At 42.7% G+C, this 20694-nt stretch carries 10 protein-coding genes and 1 pseudogene; 3 read left to right on the top strand and 8 right to left on the bottom strand.

The features are described from left to right. The first annotated feature begins 22 nt into the window (after nucleotides 1-22). Both rfbD and rfbC read left to right on the top strand, forming a co-directional pair. Nucleotides 23-943 (top strand): dTDP-4-dehydrorhamnose reductase, encoded by a 921-nt coding sequence (gene rfbD, locus OHT75_RS13670; RefSeq protein WP_264727490.1) that lies wholly within the window; start codon nucleotides 23-25, stop codon nucleotides 941-943. Nucleotides 944-1007: 64 nt separating this feature from the next. Continuing rightward, nucleotides 1008-1556 carry a dTDP-4-dehydrorhamnose 3,5-epimerase gene (gene rfbC / locus OHT75_RS13665; RefSeq protein WP_188841018.1) on the top strand — a complete coding sequence of 183 codons (549 nt, stop codon included), beginning with the start codon at nucleotides 1008-1010 and terminating at the stop codon, nucleotides 1554-1556. Here the strand turns inward: rfbC and rfbB are convergent. From rfbB to OHT75_RS13645, 3 genes are all read right to left on the bottom strand, one after another. After that, nucleotides 1553-2596: a dTDP-glucose 4,6-dehydratase gene (gene rfbB / locus OHT75_RS13660; protein WP_264727487.1), complete on the bottom strand. Its 1044-nt coding sequence runs from the start codon at nucleotides 2594-2596 to the stop codon at nucleotides 1553-1555. The genes rfbC and rfbB overlap by 4 nt on opposite strands. Nucleotides 2597-2819: 223 nt before the next feature. Continuing rightward, on the bottom strand, nucleotides 2820-4220 hold the full coding sequence (locus tag OHT75_RS13655) for a Fic family protein (RefSeq protein ID WP_264727485.1): 1401 nt from the start codon (nucleotides 4218-4220) through the stop codon (nucleotides 2820-2822). 391 nt (nucleotides 4221-4611) lie between these two features. Continuing rightward, nucleotides 4612-5688: an RNA-guided endonuclease InsQ/TnpB family protein gene (locus tag OHT75_RS13645; RefSeq protein ID WP_264727483.1), complete on the bottom strand. Its 1077-nt coding sequence runs from the start codon at nucleotides 5686-5688 to the stop codon at nucleotides 4612-4614. A gap of 22 nt (nucleotides 5689-5710) precedes the next feature. Between OHT75_RS13645 and tnpA the strand changes: the two are divergent. Continuing rightward, nucleotides 5711-6127, top strand: a pseudogene (gene tnpA, locus OHT75_RS13640) (IS200/IS605 family transposase). Between the two features lie 101 nt (nucleotides 6128-6228). Here the strand turns inward: tnpA and OHT75_RS13635 are convergent. The 5 genes from OHT75_RS13635 to OHT75_RS13610 form a co-directional block, all read right to left on the bottom strand. Beyond that, complete coding sequence (locus tag OHT75_RS13635; RefSeq protein WP_264727481.1) at nucleotides 6229-6654, bottom strand: copper resistance protein NlpE; 426 nt, start codon at nucleotides 6652-6654, stop codon at nucleotides 6229-6231. A gap of 119 nt (nucleotides 6655-6773) precedes the next feature. Beyond that, a complete protein-coding gene (gene deoD / locus OHT75_RS13630) occupies nucleotides 6774-7487 on the bottom strand; it encodes a purine-nucleoside phosphorylase (RefSeq protein ID WP_264727781.1) in 714 nt (237 codons plus the stop codon). A gap of 51 nt (nucleotides 7488-7538) precedes the next feature. Continuing rightward, a complete protein-coding gene (locus OHT75_RS13625; protein WP_264727479.1) occupies nucleotides 7539-8765 on the bottom strand; it encodes a NupC/NupG family nucleoside CNT transporter in 1227 nt (408 codons plus the stop codon). A 720-nt stretch (nucleotides 8766-9485) separates the two neighbouring features. Further along, complete coding sequence (locus tag OHT75_RS17985; RefSeq protein WP_319803640.1) at nucleotides 9486-11678, bottom strand: immunoglobulin-like domain-containing protein; 2193 nt, start codon at nucleotides 11676-11678, stop codon at nucleotides 9486-9488. 776 nt (nucleotides 11679-12454) lie between these two features. Then, a complete protein-coding gene (locus OHT75_RS13610; protein ID WP_264727477.1) occupies nucleotides 12455-20638 on the bottom strand; it encodes an Ig-like domain-containing protein in 8184 nt (2727 codons plus the stop codon). Between the last annotated feature and the right edge of the window lie 56 nt (nucleotides 20639-20694).

The following is a 20694-nucleotide window of genomic DNA, read 5'->3' as shown; positions in this document are numbered from 1 at the left end:
AATTTTACCCACGAGAAACACAATGATAAAAGTAATGCTGACCGGTGCAAATGGACAATTAGGCCAAGCACTTCGCCATTATATGAGTCTGCAAAAAAGTACATTCTCTCTCATGTCATTTTCACATGGCGAACTTGATATTGCAGATGAACAGGCTGTATTAGATGCTGTAATGCAATGCCAACCAGATTTCATTATCAATAGCGCTGCCTATAATAATGTTGAACTGGCTGAAACAGAAACCGAGCAAGCTTTTAAGGTCAATCAGCTTGGACCTAAAAATCTCGCCAAAGCCGCGCAAACAATGGCCGCCACCTTAATTCATATTTCAACCGATTATGTGTTTGATGGTCATCAAGCCGCGGCATATGTTGAAGATGATACGCCCCTACCATTAAATCAATATGGAAAAAGTAAGTTAGCCGGAGAACAATCAGTACAGGATAACTGCTCAAAGCATATTATTATTCGCACTGCATGGGTCTTTAGTGAATGGGGCAATAATTTCGTTAAGTCTATGGTGAATTTAGCCGCTCACAATCACTCACTGAATATTGTCAACGATCAAGTAAGCTGTCCCACTTATGCCGGTGATTTAGCCGCAGCGATTATTAATATAATGAGTCAGTTAACAGCAAAATCGCATCAACAAGCATATAATACGGCACTTTATGACACCTATCATTTTTGCGGTTACCCGTATGCAAATCGCTATCAGTATGTTGAAGCTATTTACGCTAATCTTAAGCAGATCCAACCTGGGTTAGCAACACCCACTTTATTGCCTGTGGCATCAGCCACATTTGCCAGCAAAGCCATAAGACCTGCACATTCAATGTTAGCCTGCAGTAAAATAACCAACACATTCGGCATAGCGCCAAGTGATTGGCAAGCAGGGTTAGCTAAAATGTTCAATCCATTGACTGGTACCCATGACAACTGAAAGCGATGAGCAAAAGTCATGATCAATAAAACATTCACAAAACTCAATTAACGGTTTGCAATGCATGAAAGTAATAAATACTCATATTGATGTGGTAAAAATTATCGAACCAACCGTGTTTGGTGATGATAGGGGCTACTTTTGCGAAACCTGGCACCAGCAACGGTTTGAACATTTAGTTACAGCTAAGCCCTGCGTATTTGTTCAAGACAACCATTCCATGTCAGTAAAAGGCACGCTGCGCGGCTTACATTTTCAACGGCAACAGACTCAAGGCAAGTTAATAAGAGTCACCTCAGGGCAAGTTTTTGATGTCGCAGTTGATTTAAGATCTGGTTCAACGACTTATGGTCAATGGGTCGGAGAAATATTGTCCGCTGAAAACCAACGTCAATTGTGGGTTCCCGCAGGCTTTGCCCACGGTTTTTTTGTATTAAGCGACAAAGCCGAATGCCTGTATAAATGCACCGACTATTACCACCCGCAATCTGAAGAATGTATCCAGTGGAATGATCCTACATTGAATATCCAATGGCCATTGAATGGTATAGCACCTAAGCTATCAGCCAAAGACACACAAGGTAAAAAGTTCACTGAAACAGGCGCTCTTTAGCTAGAGGATTTGAGAAACCACTGTACGGTTTTTCGCATCCCTGATTCGAATGTTTCCTCTGGTTGCCAATTGAGTTTTTGCTGAATTTTACTGGCATCAATGGCGTATCGCCTGTCGTGACCGGGGCGATCTTCAACATAGCGGATTAATGATCTAAACCCACCTAGATGACCACTTGCCAGGGAATAAGGGTTCGAGGGCGCAAGTTCTTCCAACATAGCACAAATGGTGAATACGACATCAATATTACGTTTTTCGTTGTTGCCACCAATATTATAGGTTTCACCTACTTCACCTTCGGTTAGCACCTTATAAAGCGCCTTAACGTGGTCTTCAACATATAACCAATCACGAATTTGATCGCCTTTACCATAAATAGGTAAAGCTTTACCCGCTAATGCATTGGCAATCATTAAGGGGATGAACTTCTCTACATGCTGATATGGACCATAATTGTTTGAGCAATTAGTCACAATAACTGGCAAACCATAGGTGCGGTGCCAGGCGCGAACAAGGTGATCACTCGAAGCTTTAGACGCCGAATACGGACTACTGGGTGCATAAGGTGATTGCTCGGTAAAGAATGGCAATACTTGGTTTGGTGCATCATCGGGATGGAGTAAATCACCGAAGACTTCATCGGTAGAAATATGCTGAAAACGAAACTGCTTTTGCTTGACGGGTGAAAGAGCTTGCCAGTATTCACGTGCCGTCTCAAGAAGCAAAAACGTGCCAACAATATTAGTCTGAATAAAATCACCCGAACCGGTTATCGAACGATCGACATGGCTTTCAGCTGCCAGATGCATTACCGCATCGGGCTGATATTGGGTAAAAATACGTGCCATTTCCGCACGATTGCAAATATCGATGTGCTCAAAATGATAGCGAGGGTGGTGACTTACGGACACCAAAGACGTTAAGTTTCCAGCATAGGTTAACTTATCGACATTCACCACACTGTGAGCAGTGTGCTGCATTAAATAGCGAATGGCAGCAGAGCCAATAAAACCAGCCCCACCTGTGACCAAAATTTTCAATGGGATAACTCAATACGAATACATAAAATTAAGTTGATTATAATAGCATTTCAGGCAAGAAATAGTGGGGATTGAGTTTTAAGTATGAGACTGAATAAAAGGCATGCTTAAAGACGTTAAACAATACAGCTTACTTTACGATTTAAATTGTAAATTCAATCCATAAATCGTACAAGTTAAGATGAGCGGTCGAATCTACGATCCAGATGCTCGCATTGGCAACTCAGCTATTTTGCTTTTTCCATTCATTAAACATCGCTTCAGTAATCCCTAGTCCGATAATTGCTCCTGCATGTAATTGCTCCAAATCCGCTACCGTCATAGCAATAAACTTGTCTGATAATTCGATACTATTCTCACGACAGTAACCGCGTAAAAACTCGTTTAGCTTCTTGTTACCAATGTTACCTCTAATAACTTGACCCATAGCCTCTTTTCTCGCCCCCCTATGTTGTATACGGTAGGCATCTATATCACCCAGAGATTCTTTAACAACATCATATTGCTCACAGGATTTTCTATAGGCCCACTCAAAGAGTTCCAACGCAGGAAGTAATTCGTTAGTTTCATAGAAATACAGCAGTGCTTTAAAGTAGTCCTCTTGTGGAACATCAATAAAGCTCAACGGACACAGATTTTGCTTGATAAATGGAATGTTACAAGAAAGTCGGGCTGTTCTTTTGTTCACATCCTCAAATGCTTGCAAATACGACAGATGCATTAGCAAAAAAAAGCTTTGTTCAAACGGGTCAATAATTTGATCTGCTTTTAGTAATAGAAGTGCCAAAAACTCCTTAATTTGGTGTGGGTTATTTAATGGCGTAAACGCAGATTTCCCTATGCTAACTTCAATTTCTCGCTCTCTTCCGCAGGCTTTAGGATTAGCAAGTAAATCTTGGGATAACAGATAATGGATATTTCGAATAGTAAAAGAGCTTAGTGATATGTTTTCAGCATTTTCAATCAGAAACTCTATGGCTTCCTTGTGGTTCATGATCATCACGGTTTCTTCATGAATCTTGCCTTCTGCTGATAATCCTTGCTCTATCAATTTCTCAGTATCCAGCTTAGAGTAAGTGTTTCCTTCTAAGCGACTTGAGTTGTAAGACAAATCAATAAGCAGCCTCTGCCCAATTTGCTTAGCATAAGTGCCAGCAGCCAGAGATTTGTCAAAACGCTTCCCCGCTTTGTGCAACTTAGTGCGCACAGACAAGGGTACGTACAGGGTCTCATTCGGGATATATTTCTCAATCAACGTGAGTTGGTAGGTGCTTTTGATTCGACCATATGGAGGAGTTTCCAAGTAAGTTAGTTTATCTAAAGAATTTTCAGAAAAAATGGGGTGCTTAGTATCCTCACACTGTTTATCAAGCTGTGCTTGGTTGTCAGAAACCGCGCTAACGGTTGCGTCACCAGTTCTATATGATGCCAAGCGATAAGTTCGAAACTTCTTCTCACCTTCAGCAATCACTTCGCCAAGTTCAACTAGCTTTCTCAACCTTCGCTGTATGGTTTTATTGTGTGTATGTTCTGCTAACTGGTTTTTTAACGCGCCAACAGACACAGGGTGACCAATATCATTTAGGCACTTCAAAATAACATCTAGCTCTTGTTGAATCGTCATATTACTCATCTTTTAATGGACAACTATCACAACATTTTGTCCATTGAATCATATTTATTGGACAAAAAACAGTAGAAAGTGTCCAATAAAATAAGTTTTAATGGACAACAATCTAAAATAATGTCCATTTAATCGAGTTTTATTGAACATCAATTGGATTGATTGTCCATTAAAAATCTATTTATTGGACAAGTATGGAGTTCCAAAATGTCCATTTAAAGAGAGGGTCACACTCATCAGCCAACCCGTCGGCACAGACATTCATGCGCAGAGCGACTTCTGCAATGGGCTCATTGCGAAAGAATGCCATCCCAACAATAAGCCTGAGAACCATATCACTAGTTGACTTCTCCCCCAGCTAAAGCAAGGGGATTCTAAGAGCTATTACAGCTCAAAGACTAGGGCAGTGTTTAGCTGCTACCTTTTCTTCTGCAAGACGATCTAGTCCGACCGCGAGAATGTTCTTGGCTGCATTAATATCTCTATCATGCGTAGCACCACAACTGCTACAAGACCATTCTCTTACTCCTAAACCTGCTCTACCTTTCGGACTGCTTGCGGGGATTTCCTCGCAGCTCGAACAAGTTTGGGTTGTGTATGACTCGTTGACTTCTTCAAAAACAACGCCTGCGTGAGCGCATTTATATTCCAGCATTGTTTTTAACATTCCCCAGCCTGCATCTAAAACCGACTTAGCCATTTTAGTCTTTGCCATGCCTAAAGAATTAACGTTACCAACGAAAATAGCCGCATTACTATCTACTAGATGGCGGCTGTATTTGTGCAAATCATCAGACCTGCGATTTTTAATTTTGGCGTGAATTGCCTTAACTCGACGCTTATTTCTAGCCCGTTGAGCGATACCGAGCTTAGACTCCAACTTTCGGTATTGACGACCAACAACTCGACCACCATCGCTATCTGTAGCAGCCTCCTTGCAGCCTAAGTCAATACCGATAGCACTTGTGCCTTTGCTCTGTTCGACTTTTACCTCAACCACAACATTGAAGTACCAGCGACCGCGAGAATCTTCATTGAAAGAGCCTGATTTGAACTTATACTGTGATAAACCGTAACTATCCCATACCTTGAAATGCTGGCGATTAAAGTAAACCTGACCGTCTTTGAAGCTTGCCGCGCCTGTCTTAAAAGGTATCCAGCCGAGAGAGCGCTTTGCGCCCCCAGATTTACGCCAGTTTAAGCGAATTTTCTTAAACTGTTTTCTGCGTGTGACGTACTCTTTCGATATTTCCTGAACAGTTTGGCTATGTAGCCCCAACTCTTTACCTGAGCCATTAGTGTATTTTTGTAAGTCATAATCAGACATAAAAGTTCGCCGCTCTTTTATAGAACGGTGACTGAGTTCGTTGAGGTAATTCCACACATAATTCACACTTTTAGCTTGCTTGTTCAGTGAGAATGAGTGGTTATCCTTAACTCTAACTTTTAGCGTCTTGGTAATGGTCATATTTTTATGGCAACATTGGTCTATGAATGAAAACAAACCTTATCGCACAGGTCGGCACTGTGTCTTTATGCTCCATGCTCACTTGGTCTTTGTGACCAAGTATCGGCATGTGGTATTTAATAATGACCACTTAGACACTTTAAAAAGGTTGTTTGAAGTGGTTTGCAATGAATTTGAAGTTGAGTTGGTCGAGGTGAATGGTGAAAGAGATCATGTACACTTGCTCGTCAACTACCCACCAAAAGTCTGTCTTTCTAAACTCGTTAATAGCTTAAAAGGGGGGTCTAGTCGGAAGTTAAGGTTGCACCACCCTGAATTGATAAAACCCGCCTACATGAAAAATGCACTTTAGAGTCCAAGTTATTTTGCAGGTAGTGTTGGTGGTGCTCAAATTGAAGTAATAAGACAATATATTGAACAACAAAATAGGCCACATTAAGCAGTTTCACTGCTTGCGCTATTCATCCCCGACCTGAAGTTCGGGGCATTCCGCGCAAATCGGTAAGCTATATTAGTGGTACTCGCTCAATCTTATGGCAATTACATTGCGGGCTCTTTGTAAAGGATATACTTCTTTGGCTCATCTGAATTTTCAGTATTCGCATCAAGAAGTATCAAGTGGTTTTCAGCAACAAAATAACGCATGTCATTGATGGTGATCTCATTACCTGCTGTATTCCAAGCTATGTTGCCTTCATCCATGACAGTTGCACTGACTTTGCCGATGTAACTGAAACTTTGCATATAGGTGCCATCTTGCTTTAATTCCAACAACACTTGCGTGCCTTCACAATCCGAGCATGGCACTGTGCCTTTGTATATGCCATTCCAATCTAAAGACGTTCTTGCAGTGTCTGCGCTAACCTCAATAGCAGTGGTGTTATCTTGCTCTTTAACAGTATCTGGAATACCACACCCTGTTAATACGGCACAACAAACTAACGATAATAAGCTGAAAACTTTCATTGATTTATCTCACTATGATTTAAATTAATTCCGACTACAACAAGATTACCCAATTGAGTTTGCATTAGCCATAAGATCAGGGTGTATTTGAAAAATAAACTTATAGAGATCAATAGGCTCTAGTTAATTTGGCTAATGGCTTCTAAAGTCAGCTTTATCATGTCATTTAAGGTCTGTTGACGTTCTTCTGCACTTAAATGTAACCCTTGTCTGAGGTGATCAGTAACGGTCATCATTGCCAGCGCATTTGCACCGTACTCAGCAGCAACACCGTAAAGTCCAGCAGCTTCCATTTCAACGCCTAAAATGCCGTATTTCTCCATTAAATCATAACGGCCTTCATCGGCACTGTAGAATAAATCTGAAGAATACAAGTTGCCTACGTGATAATTAACCTGTTGATTTTCAGCTGCTTCAACGGCTAATCGAAGTAAATTAAAATCGGCTATCATAGCAAAATCAGTATTAGGAAAACGACTACGATTAACGGCAGAGTCAGTGCTTGCTCCCATTGCCATCACCACATCCATCAACTTAATTTTATTGCTTACCGCACCGCATGAACCAATACGGATGATATTTTCAACGTTATACTCTGTGATCAACTCTTTTGCATAAATCGAAATGGAGGGGATCCCCATTCCAGAGCCCATGACTGAAATGGCTTTGCCTTGATACTCACCGGTATAGCCCAGCATGTTTCTAACATCTGTCACCAATTTAGGATTATCTAAAAAGTTTTCAGCAATATATTTGGCACGTAACGGATCACCTGGCATTAACACGGTTTTTGCAAAAGCGCCCTGAGGGGCATTGATATGTGGGGTCATGATATCTCTCCAAACAAACCCGCCAAATAACACAATACTGGCGGGATAATTAAATTAGCCCGCTAAACTAAATAGCAAACCAGCAATAGTACCACTCATTAAATTCGCTAATGCAGCAGCAATTAAGGCTTTAAAACCGATTTCACTTAAATCATGTCGACGTTCTGGGCAAAGGGCAGCTAAGCCACCAATCACCATGGCTAAAGAGCCTAGGTTAGCAAAACCACATAACGCAAAGCTGATGATAATTTGAGTTTTCTCTGATAATTCTGGCGCCACTTTTAGGAAGTCGACATAGGCAATAAACTCATTGATCACCATTTTTTGGCCAATAAATGATGCGGCTTGTGTTGCTTCACTCCAAGGCACCCCCATTAACCAAGCCAAAGGTGCAAACACATAGCCTAAAATGCCTTGTAGGGTTAAATCGGCATAACCAAACCACGAGCCAATATTACCGACAAAACCATTAATCAAGGCAATAAGGCCAACAAATGCAATCAATAATGCCGACACCGCCAACACTTGTTGCATGCCCATTGCAGCACCATTAGCCGCCGCATCAAGAACATTGCTAGGCTTATCTTCTTGTTCATCCATCACTTGTTTGATGTCATTGCGAGGCTTTTCCGTTTCAGGCCACATCAACTTGGCAAATAATAACCCCGCTGGTGCCGTCATAAATGCTGCAGTAAGCACATACTTAATATCGACCCCCATTTGGATGTAACCAATCATAGTGCCACCGGCTACAGATGCTAAACCGCCTGTCATTACCGCAAAAAGCTCTGAACGAGTCATATGTTTAACAAAGGGACGAACCATTGAAGGTGCTTCAATAGGCCCAACAAAGATGTTAGCCGTTGCAGATAATGACTCAGCACGACTTGTCCCTAATAATTTAGACAAGCCACCACCGATAATGCCTATGATTAACTGCATAATGCCAAGGTAATACAGCACCGCGATGAGTGAACTGATGAATACCACAACAAACAGCACGTTAATCACAAAGATAAAGCCAAGGCTATAAGTCGCTAAGCCACCAAAGATAAAGCTTAGGCCTTCATTGGCATAATTAATAACGTGCATCACACCACTGGAGGTGGCATCTAACACTCGCTCCCCCAGAGGCACATAAAGCACAAATGCCCCAAAAGCAACTTGTAATGCTAATGCACCGAGCACCGTCCTCGGGTTAATGGCACTACGACGTTCCGAAAGTAAAATCGCTAAACCGATCAACGCCATCATACCGACCAAACTGATGAAAACTTCCATACATTTTTGACTCATTAATCTTAGAATGACTCGCAGTGTACGAAATAAAAAATCAGACTCAAGTGCTTAAGCTTGCAAAAACAACAAAATATTCATTTTTATTATCCACTTGATATTAATGAACAAAAAATCAAAACTTCACAAACAACCCCACAACAGCAAGCGCACATTCACGCCAAACAAAACCAAACACCTTGGGTCACAACTCAACATACACAAAACAACCACTCTAATTTTGATAACATTTAGATGGGATATGCAAAAGGTTAAAAAGCGCTTAAAACCAGCCGAAATACCGAATAAAAATTACAGAAATGAAATTAAAATTCACAAAAAAGTGAGACGTTCAACGAATGAAACTTGATTTGCTGTGCAATGACAGAAACCACATCGAATGGGTGAGTTTTGGGTGTTATGTTCAGCACAAATGGTATCAATACAACCTTCTGAAAAGGGTGGCTTTGATATCACTCCTTAAAACGGAGCTTTTCTAGCGTGCGTTAACAAGACGCCTTAAATATATCCTTATAGGCTCTAGTAAATCATCCCTGATTTAGAAGCTTTTATCGCAACATTCGCAAAGCTCACTTATCACTTGAGTTAATATTTAGGAGGGTTAGGGCTGAAAATAAAAAATGCCTGCCAGTTGGTCACTGGCAGGCATGACACCTTCAAACTGACTTCAGTAAGCTATTTAACCTGCTGCAATGCTCTGCTAATTTATTGCTTAGTCCAAGCATCTTGCCAGTATTGGCCACTCGGTGCGTAAGCCGAATTACTGCACCATCCGCTGTAAGGCCAAGGCTTACATTGGTAGAGACCACCATCAAAGCTGACAATATCTCCTGCGGCATATTGTTGTCCTGGTACATATTCAGGGTACTCAGAGTTTGATTCAACCAACTTAACCGTAAACTGCTGTTCGGATACTAATTCGTGGCTATCTTTAATTGTGCCATAAACATGTAATTGGTAACTTCCAGCATCCACATTGTAAGACTCAACAGGGATCGTTTGACTCTGATTATCAACAATATCGCTGAAATATGAATAAGTTAACCCTTCACTGTTATACAGTTTTACATGCACCAAAATTTCAGTATTGGTTTGCACATTAACATCAAAAGCGACTGCACCGTCATTAATAATATATTGCGTACTGACACCACTCACGGTAATCGTTGGATCCACAGGGCCTGGCACTGGTGGCTGCTGGTTATCACATTCACTGTCACCCTTTACTTTCCACACGCCCCACTCGCCTGTAGTACCTGGCTCTTCAGCACGAGTCCACCAACTTGCTTGCCAAATTTTATCACCATGGGTCACTTGCTCACCACCAGTATAAACTTGTGTCGCAGACCAAAGGTTATCCACTTCGCACTCACCATTTTCAGGCACAACAGTGACGGCTCGGTTAATGCGTGACGTTTGATTTGCGCTGTCGCTCACTTGATAAGTTAAGGCATATTTGCCCACTTTTTGAGTATCAACATGACCTTCAACCACGATGCTTGAGGTTAAGTCACCATCTTCAGCATCTATAGCTGTCACACCCGCCAGCGGATCAAAATCGCTAAATTGCTGAACGGTAACGGCCTCTACCCCTTCAAATACTGGCTTTTCACTGTAGACCTCAATGGTACGCACCTGTTTGGTCGCGTTATCATCAGAATCAATGACACTGTAAGTCAGTGGATACAAACCTAAACGACTAGTATCAACATCGCCTTCAACTGTTATTTTAGACGTTAAGTCACCATCTTCGGCATCATGGGCTTCAACGCCTAATAACGGGTCGAAGTGGTTGTTGTGTTTAACGCGTGCATCCGTTAATCCGGTAAAGAACGGCTTACCGTCTTCAGGAATAATCGGCGGTAATTCCTGTGAGTGAATATAAGGGCCATAGGTTTTAACAAAGGCTTCATTATACTGCTGACCACTTGCACTGCGTCCCATGTCCCAGTTTACCGACCATGTCATTACACCGCGTAGTGGTTGTGATTGGGCTTTTAGCGCATCAAAGGCATTAAATAATGCTTGCGGCTGGCTTACAAAGCCGGTTGCTGCGGCATCGTTATTGGTTGGCAGACCAAACACTAACTTGTTATGGGGAATTTTGTAATAACCACGAGTACCATTAATGAGTGAATCAGAAATATAGTAAATAAACTCTTCTTTTAGGTTGTCATTGTTTTGCGCAATCCAACCCACACCATCAATCCACAAACCGTCACCACCTTGGTTGTAAAACTGTGGATTAACCCAATCGTAATAACCTTCTAGGCCTCTAAGATAAGGTACATAGTGACCATTTTGAGTCAAATAAGGAAACTCTGGAGCCATGGTAATTAAAAAGTTTTTACCTTCTGTGCGGTAATGATCTTTCACCATACGTAGTGCAGCAGGAATAACCGTTTGGTTATCCGCCGCCGTGATCGCAGCTTGCTCTAAATCAATATCTAAACCATCAAAACCATACAGATCTGTTAGGCGAATAATTTCAGCAGCAAAAGCATCTTCATCACCATTTAGCATTTCAACATGCGCATCTGCGCCGCCCAAAGCTAATAATACTGAGCGACCTTGCTGGTTTAACTCTGCAATTTGCGCAGTAAATTCGCCTTCTGACAAGCCAATAGTCGGGTCAAGTTTAAATGTCGGAATACGGCCATCCGCAGTATTGAACACTTTCATAAATGATACATTGACCACATTGTACATAGGATGCACTGCAGCTAAATCCACACAAGGGGCAACGCCGCCTTTATAGCCTGCACCATCACACCAATTGTGCCAATAACCGACCACAACACCCGCTTCAGGGTTTACAATCGGCGCAGCTTGCACTTGCATACTTAAAGCAGAAAAAGCCACACCGATCACAGCTGCCAACTTATTTTTTGCGAACATAGTTTAAACCCTCTAAAACTCATCATTCACTAACATTGATATCTTGTTGAATTAAATTGTATTTCTGCATATTTATTACTTAAAATAATGTTGTTAGTTTATTTTAAAAATACCTTAAGTAAGCCGCCATTAATTGGTTTATGACGAGAGTGATGCAGAACATAAATCGTTAATATATCCATTGCTACAGTCTCCTTTATCAGACTGTACGTGGCATATAGTAATGCAAATTATTGAGGTGACAACGCTGTCAAAAATAATGTATATGTCAAAAAAACATTAAATGACAACATGTTAGAAATATGTGTTGTTTAGCGAGGCGATATAGGCTGTGCCATAGATTTGACGTTATTTAAAAAACGGAATCGCGATTAATGGCCAAGAAAACCTAAAACCGAGTTGGAATAACACATTTAGAAGGACTTAAAAATAAAATGTGAGATCAATAAATAACGTTTGATATAAAATGAGATGACAAAATATTAGCGCGAGTCTATTTACTTGGCTTTGACATTATCCAATTGTTACTACCCAGTTAACTCATCAGATGAGTAAAAAAAACGGTCAAATGATTATTATTTCATCAGCGTCAAATTTAAAGCGATTAATTGACAGCAATATAGCGGGCATTGAATAACTTATTCGTCATTTATTTTTACCATATAAACAACTTCGTCAATAAGCCCAACAAGTGACGTTGCTAGTCGACCTGACTTCATACATGCCCGTTTTGTGGCGTAAAAAACGTTAAGCGCCTAATGCCAAAAGTGCCATACTTAGAATTGGTTACGTAAATTCAGTTGGTAACTTAAAATATCATTAGGAGAGATTGCGTAATAATTAATCCCCAGCCCCATAGACCAATGCGGATAAAAATCATAATTAAAATGCATACCAGTGTAAAAGTCAGTTCCGTCAAGCTCAGTAGTGATCCGCTGCCCTTGCAAATCACTATTGATGTCAGATTTCCAAAAAAATCCCCCAAAGGGTAGTGAAAAACGCCATCCTTGAGACTCAATTAAGGTTAATCTTGCACCGATTGTCGCCCCTTTTGCTAATACCGGTGACACGGTTTTCAGCGATTCTTGAAATTGACGCTCATTTAGGGTTTCTCCACTGATCTGCGCCGAACCATCTCCTAAATCGACATACCCTATTTCAAAGGCGAGTAGCGAAGTCACTTGATAACCAACAGTGACACCAATGCCTACATCCGAGTTGTCAAAGCCGCTGATGTCAACCGCTGTTACTTGCTGTTGAAGTGATCTTTGGGTCACATCGGTTTCATTAATACTTATATTTGCCTCTAAATACCAAGGAGATACACTATCCTTTGCTTGAGCCAAATTGCTACCCAGCAATAATGCTAAAACGCAAGAACAAGTCACTACCCAATGCTCTCTCTGTAATACACATCGAGGATCTGGTTTTAATTTAAACTTGCGCAATATTAGTATTAAAAACAACAGGCAACTCGACAACCAGTGTAAGCTACCACCACCAGATTGGTTATCCAACACCACGGCTTTGTAAGCTTTAATGGTAACCATCACATTAGCAGTTGCCTCACCTCCCTCACCATCACTGATGGTGTAACTCAGCGTGTCGATCCCTTCAAAACCCGTTTTAGGGGTATAGTGAAGCAGGTTATTTTGTATCATGACACTCCCTTGTTGGGCACTCACAGCGATCAAGCTTAATTCTTGGTTATCTGGGTCGCTATCATTGCTTAGCACATCCAATATTAAAACAGTTTTATCATCTGTGCTGGCAATATCATCCACTGCTATCGGCTCCCGATTTGCCACCACGGTAACGGTAAGTTCAGTATATGCAGTGCCACCTTTACCATCACTGATGCTATACAGCAATGTATCGGTACCTATAAACTCATCAGCAGGAATATAAGTCATGATTTGATTATCTTGCACAATAACGTCACCAAACTGACTACTCACTTGTTGAATGGTCAGAGTATCGCCATCAGCATCTATGTCGTTTTGTAACACGTCAATATCTGCATTTTGGTTCATTGGCACAATCACCTCATCTGCAACTGCAACAGGAGAAAGGTTGTTATTCCGCATCACAGCAACACCACCTGGATCAACAATTTCGCCATTCACAGTACCATCACCATCATTTGGTCCACCATCTTCGATGGATAACAGCACACACCAATGCCCCTCAGTTAACCCTGGTTGCCAATCAGCGGCTCCAGGGGGCGGGCAATAACCCAATTGACCGGCACTGGAACTCACTGAATTGTCAGCATTCTCAACAAAAGTAGTCCACTTTCCTTGATTAAATTTACGATATACAGCATTGATTGGTATAGGCAGCACCTGAGGGATGGCGATAGTAACTGTCGCCCCTCTAGCTGGCAGATTGTTTATATTGAAATCAAAAAGGCCTTTCGAAAACAAGACTTCATCATCGTCTGAAACGACATCTAACGGAATGCCTATGCCATCATTACCATGATTCATTGCCGTATTACCGAGCCCTAAGCAAGTCCCAGGTTCACTTTCGGCTAAAACCGGGGCAATACGATTAATAGGCGGATCAAGTTGGATAACATGGCATCCATTAGAAGCATCAAGATAATCAGGAATACCATTCCCATCTAAATCAACAAAGCCTTCCTGAACATCTGGAATTAAATCCCCATCTGAATCACCACTAGTGAGTGCAGAAAACTCATCTTTTAGTAATAAAGTCATTTGCACTTCAGTAGATAATTGTGGCTCTCCATCGTCGGTGACTTTAAGGCTTATTGGGTAACTGCCCGAATCTAAAAGAAGCGGGTCAAAGTAATGACCTTGATCATCAGTCTCCAACACAATAGCGCCTAGTGACCACTCTTCAGAAAGATTGTCTTGAGGATTTACATCAAGGCTTTCAGCCTTAATATAGACCTTGCCATCCTGCTTATTGACTATGGTTCTCACTTCATCAGCTTGTGAGATCACAACACTGACTTTAGGGGCTATGTTAGCCTCGGTAATCATTAGTTTTGCAACATTATTCGCACTAAGATTGACAGTTGGCGCTAAACTAACGGTTATCTCCTCATCTGTTTCAGCTATACCATCATCAAAAATATTGAAGACGAAGTTAGCTGAAAGGCCTGAGTTAATCACAAACTCTCCCGCCACTAAATCATGATCATTTGAATCCGCGACACCACCAACAGTATAAGGAATATGTAAAGGGTAATGCGGAGATTCACCATTCAAGAAAACGGTTACGTTAGCTTCATTGCCTTCAGATACCATTAACGGACTATTAATTGATACCAAAGGATTTACGATAACATTTTGCGCCTTTATTGAAGTCAGACCATAACTGTCAGTTGCCTGCCAATAGGCAAAATGCTTCCCAGGGGTAAATACTTGATCCGTATTGATTAGCGAAACAGCCAGTTTTTTGCCATCTTTATCTACTGCTGTCGCAACACCAATTTTCAACTTGGTTTTGAGTCCTGTGGCATTCGCTATCACTTCCGGTGGCACAGTAATGACAGGCGCATCGACTGAATTTGAACCTGTGATAAGTAATTGCACCTTGGCATGACTTCGACCTTTTTGACCATCGGAGATCGAATATCTCATTGAAACAGGCCCCACAAAACCTTTAGGTGCTTGATACTTGAGTAATGATCCCTCTATTTGCACGGTTCCAAGTTCAGCGGCAGCACCTTCTATTAACAATGTGTCACCATCAACATCGATGTCATTATCTAAAACCGACAGAATATAATCATTGTCTGATACTTCTCGGACAAACTCATCATCAACAGCAATGGGTTCATCATTTATTGCTGTCACTTCAATGCTAATCACCCCAACATCCGAGCTCAATTCTGCATCTTTGGCAATAAACGTTATGCTATCGCTACCATTAAAGTCCGCATCTGGAGTATATAGCCATAATGAACCATGATGCTCTAAAGTTCCTGAGCTGGGCTCTGTAACCACTTCAAATTGGAGAGGATCATCATCTTCGTCAACCGCAGTGAAGCTAATTAAACTTGAAGTATCTTCTTCTAAAATGATACTCGCATCATTCGCTACAGGTGCGCTATTGACTGGATTAACAACTAAAATGTACGTTTGAATTGCAAATAACCCCGCTTTATCAGTTACTTTTAATTCAACAACATGTTCTCCAACATCAGCACGTTTAGGAGTACCTGTTACCACAGCGGTTACAGGGTTAAAACTCAACCAAGCCGGAAGTTTTAAAGCAGTGAACGTGAGGGTGTCACCGACACTATCCACTGCAGTCAAGGTGTAAACATAATTCGCATTCTGATCAGTGTTTAATATTGGAGAAGAACTAATTATCGGTGCACCATTTGGTGTCACACTGTTTGACGCACTTGAACTACTGCTTGCCCCAATGGCATTGGTCGCGGTGACACTGAAGGTGTAGGCTGTGCCGTTGATTAATCCGGTCACGGTCAATGGCGAACCTGTTCCCGTTGCAGTCAAGCCGCCTGGGTTGGAGGTCACCGTGTAACCTGTGATAACCGCGCCGCCATTGTTGCTCGGTGCGCTAAAGCTTATCGTTGCCTCGCCATCTCCCGCGGTCGCAGTGCCGATAATGGGCGCATCTGCCGCCACGCCATTGACGGTAAAGCTTTGCGTCACTTCTGGTGCCGCGGTATAAAACGCATTACCTGACTCGTTCGCGCTGATGGTACAAGTACCAGCAGTGACAAAAGTTAACACACCGCCGCTGGTGACAGTACACACCCCAGTGGTCGAGGAGGTAAATAGCGGCGTTAAACTGGATGTCGCGGTGGCACTTAATGTCGGACTGGTGCCAAAGTTTTGCGCACCTGGGTTATTAAAGGTAATCGTTTGAGTGCCTTTGGGCGTCACGCTGTTTGACGCACTTGAACTACTGCTTGCCCCAATGGCATTGGTGGCGGTCACACTAAAAGTATAGGCGGTGCCGTTGGTCAACCCTGTGACGGTAATGGGTGAACCTGTGCCCGTAACAGTTAATCCGCCTGGGCTGGAGGTCACCGTATAGCCTGTGATAGCCACGCCGCCATTATTGGTCGGTGCGCTAAAGCTTATCGTTGCCTCGCCATCTCCCGCAGTCGCAGTGCCGATAATGGGCGCATCTGCCGCCACGCCATTGACGGTAAAGCTTTGCGTTACCTCTGGCGCAGCCGCATAAGCCGCATTACCCGCTTGATTGGCATTAATGGTACAGGTGCCTGTGGTGATAAAGGTTAATGCACCACCACTGGTGATGGTACAGACGCTGGGGGTTGATGAGGTGAACACCGGCGTTAAACTGGATGTCGCGGAGGCACTTAATACCGGACTGGAGCCAAAGTTTTGCGCACCGGGGTTATTAAAGGTAATCGTTTGAGTGCCTTTGGGCGTCACGCTGTTTGACGCACTTGAACTACTGCTTGCCCCAATGGCATTGGTGGCGGTCACACTAAAAGTATAGGCGGTGCCGTTGGTCAACCCTGTGACGGTAATGGGTGAACCTGTGCCCGTAACAGTTAATCCGCCTGGGCTGGAGGTCACCGTATAGCCTGTGATAGCCACGCCGCCATTATTGGTCGGTGCGCTAAAGCTTATCGTTACCTCGCCATCTCCCGCAGTCGCAGTGCCGATAATGGGCGCATCTGCCGCCACGCCATTGACGGTAAAGCTTTGCGTTACCTCTGGCGCAGCCGCATAAGCCGCATTACCCGCTTGATTGGCATTAATGGTACAGGTGCCTGTGGTGATAAAGGTTAATGCACCACCACTGGTGATGGTACAGACGCTGGGGGTTGATGAGGTAAACACCGGCGTTAAACTGGATGTCGCGGAGGCACTTAATACCGGACTGGAGCCAAAGTTTTGCGCACCGGGGTTATTAAAGGTAATCGTTTGACTGCCCTGTGGCGTCACGCTGTTTGACGCACTTGAACTACTGCTTGCCCCAATGGCATTGGTGGCGGTCACACTAAAGGTATAGGCGGTGCCGTTGGTCAACCCTGTGACGGTAATGGGCGAACCTGTGCCCGTAGCAGTCAAGCCGCCTGGGCTGGAGGTCATCGTATAACCCGTGATAGCCACGCCGCCATTATTGGTCGGTGCGCTAAAGCTTATCGTTGCCTCGCCATCTCCGGCGGTCGCTGTGCCGATAATGGGCGCATCTGCCGCCACGCCATTGACGGTAAAGCTTTGCGTCACTTCTGGCGCAGCCGCATAAGCCGCATTACCTGCTTGATTGGCATTAATGGTACAGGTGCCTGTGGTGATAAACGTTAACACACCGCCGCTGGTGATGGTACACACCACAGTGGTGGTTGACGAAAAGGTGGGAGTTAGGCCTGAATCAGCGGTTGCTGATAAAGTAACTGACGTATTAAAGTTTTGCGCACCTGGGTTATTAAAAGTAATGGTTTGGCTTTGTTTAGGTGTTACGCTGTTAGAAACGTTTGAGCTGCTGCTCACACCAGCGGAATTAGTGGCGGTGACACTGAAGGTGTAGGCAGTACCGTTGGTCAACCCTGTTACTGTTAAGGGTGATCCCCCGCCCGTTGCAGTGAAACTACCTGGATTAGAAGTGACAGTATAAGCAGTGATAGCTGTACCACCATTGCTTCCTGGGGGCGTAAATGTGACCGTTGCTTGAGTATCACCGGCAGTCGCGCTCACAATAGTAGGCGAACCAGCGACAACGCCATTCACACTAAAACTCTGACTGACAGTGGGTGCAGCCAAGTAATTTGCATTTCCTGCTTGATTTGCATCAATGGTACAAGTACCAGCAGTGACAAAAGTTAACACACCGCCGCTGGTGACAGTACACACCCCAGTGGTCGAGGAGCTAAATAGCGGCGTTAAACTGGATGTCGCGGATGCACTTAATACCGGACTGGTGCCAAAGTTTTGCGCACCGGGGTTATTAAAAGTAATGGTTTGGCTTTGTTTAGGTGTTACGCTGTTAGATGCGCTTGAACTACTGCTTGTCCCAATGGCATTGGTCGCCGTTACAATGAAGGTATATGGGGTAGTGTTAGTTAAACCGTTTACGGTTAATGGAGAACTAGCACCCGTTGCAGTCAAGCCGCCGGGGCTGGAGGTCACCGTATAACTGGTGATGGCCGCACCACCATTATTGACTGGTGCGCTAAATGTAATAATCGCTTGAGTATCTCCGGCGGAAGCTGTCACCATCGTAGGCGCATCTGGAACATTAGCAAAATTACTTACAGTGATAGGATTTCCGACTAAATCTGCAATAAAAGCACTCGGTTCTGCACCACGGTTCCAATCCTCTGCAGCCGCGAAATTATAGCTTGTAGTGCCATCTGAAATCGTACCATTTTTATTAAGTCGACTAATTAAGGCACTTTTATCCGTTGCATTTAATGTCAATGAAAAGCTAGTGCCTGATGTAATCTCAACATCAGAGGACGTCAGCGTGTAACTACTCGAATCACCACTTATAGTGAATTTAGCCACATTGATGTCATTCGTAGCCCCTGCGTATTGAAGAAAACCCGTTCCAGAAATAACAAACACACCCGAAATGGCATCATACGTCGCACTCGATATGACGGGTAATGGAACGTTCGATACAGTGATAGTATTGGTTACATCCTCAATATTGCCGTCTGTGATATCAGAATTCCAATCATCCGCTGCAGCGAGGTTATAAATCGTGCCACTGGTTGAGCTAGTGCTATCATTATTAAGAATGGTCTCAACAATGGCATAATCTGTAGAATTTAAGGTCACTGAAAATGCTGTCTGACTTGTGACTTCGACATCCGGCGAAGTAAACGTATGAGTAGAACCACCCTCGCCTGTAATCGTTAATAGACTAATATCAATATCATTATTAGCCCCTAATACTGAAACGAAGTTAGTTCCCGTTACAGTCAAAGTATGTGTACTACTATCATAAGCAGCTGATGTAATGGTCGGTGCGGCGACATTTGAAACCGTAATCTCATTACCCGTTAAATCTTCTGGTGCAGAAACGGTTGAATTCCAATTTGCAGCTGCAGCTAAGTTATATGTAGTTGCATTGGTAGAACTTGTGCCATTTTTATTTAATAAACCATTGATGGCCAATTTGTCATCGTCATTTAAAGTCACTAAAAACGATGTAGCACTAGAGGCTGTGACATTTGCACTGGTCAGCGTATAAGTCCCGTTATTACGACCTGTGAGAGTGAGTGTATTGACATCTATGGTATCCCCGCCTGTAATATTCTCTGCAGTTACTGACAATACGCCAGTACTAGCATTATAAGTGCCACTAGTAATCACTGGGGTGGCCGCTGATGCAACTTCAAAAACGAATTTATCAAATAAAAATTCTGTACCAAACCCGTTATAAAAAGTTGAAAAAAAGAATATACCAGTTGAATAAAATCGTACTTCATCTACATCCAAAAAGCTGGCGGGCAGGTTTACATCTATTGGTTGATTTGGCGCAAAAGGAATAACTACATAAGCAGCGGATACGGTAAAACTATCTTTGTAACCTTGAACAAATAAACTTCGATTTTCTCCAGTGTTCTCAGTAACAGTAAGACTTTGAAAATTAAATTCTTGTCCATCGGCTTTTTTAACTATAAAACGAACATCTGGATTATCGAATGGATTATTTGCCTCATACCAAACCCCTCCTTGAGCTCCGTTTATCCCTGGGGCGGTATATTTTAGACTTGCATTATCTGGCGAACCATTATTGTTGTCATCGCCAAAAAACAAAAAACCATCTTTTTCATACATAAAATCATCAACACCACCATCAAAGGTATTTCGATTTATTGAAGTTCCATCAGGTATACCCAATGTAGACAAATCAATTGTCACGGTAGCTGAAATGGCAGGCTTGATTATGACGAGACCACATAAAATCAAGACCACACAAAATATTTTATGTAAAAAAGAATGTGACAGAGGAGAGGTTGTTATCATTACTTTTACTCCTTTGTAAGTAGCCAATATTTAAGCTAAAAACGCATAAATTAAGT

The organism is Shewanella subflava (assembly GCF_025971955.1).
Lineage (GTDB): Bacteria > Pseudomonadota > Gammaproteobacteria > Enterobacterales > Shewanellaceae > Shewanella > Shewanella subflava.
The sequence above is the reverse complement of the archived record's forward strand: the minus strand, read 5'-3'. Positions and strand labels throughout refer to the sequence as shown.

Bases quoted from the DNA above. Each gene is read 5' to 3' on its own strand.
- rfbD (WP_264727490.1), top strand. From the start codon at position 23: ATGATAAAAGTAATGCTGACCGGTGCAAATGGACAATTAGGCCAAGCA.
- rfbC (WP_188841018.1), top strand. From the start codon at position 1,008: ATGAAAGTAATAAATACTCATATTGATGTGGTAAAAATTATCGAACCA.
- OHT75_RS13655 (WP_264727485.1), bottom strand. From the start codon at position 4,220: ATGACGATTCAACAAGAGCTAGATGTTATTTTGAAGTGCCTAAATGAT.
- OHT75_RS13645 (WP_264727483.1), bottom strand. From the start codon at position 5,688: ATGACCATTACCAAGACGCTAAAAGTTAGAGTTAAGGATAACCACTCA.
- OHT75_RS13635 (WP_264727481.1), bottom strand. From the start codon at position 6,654: ATGAAAGTTTTCAGCTTATTATCGTTAGTTTGTTGTGCCGTATTAACA.
- OHT75_RS13625 (WP_264727479.1), bottom strand. From the start codon at position 8,765: ATGGAAGTTTTCATCAGTTTGGTCGGTATGATGGCGTTGATCGGTTTA.
- OHT75_RS17985 (WP_319803640.1), bottom strand. From the start codon at position 11,678: ATGTTCGCAAAAAATAAGTTGGCAGCTGTGATCGGTGTGGCTTTTTCT.
- OHT75_RS13610 (WP_264727477.1), bottom strand. From the start codon at position 20,638: ATGATAACAACCTCTCCTCTGTCACATTCTTTTTTACATAAAATATTT.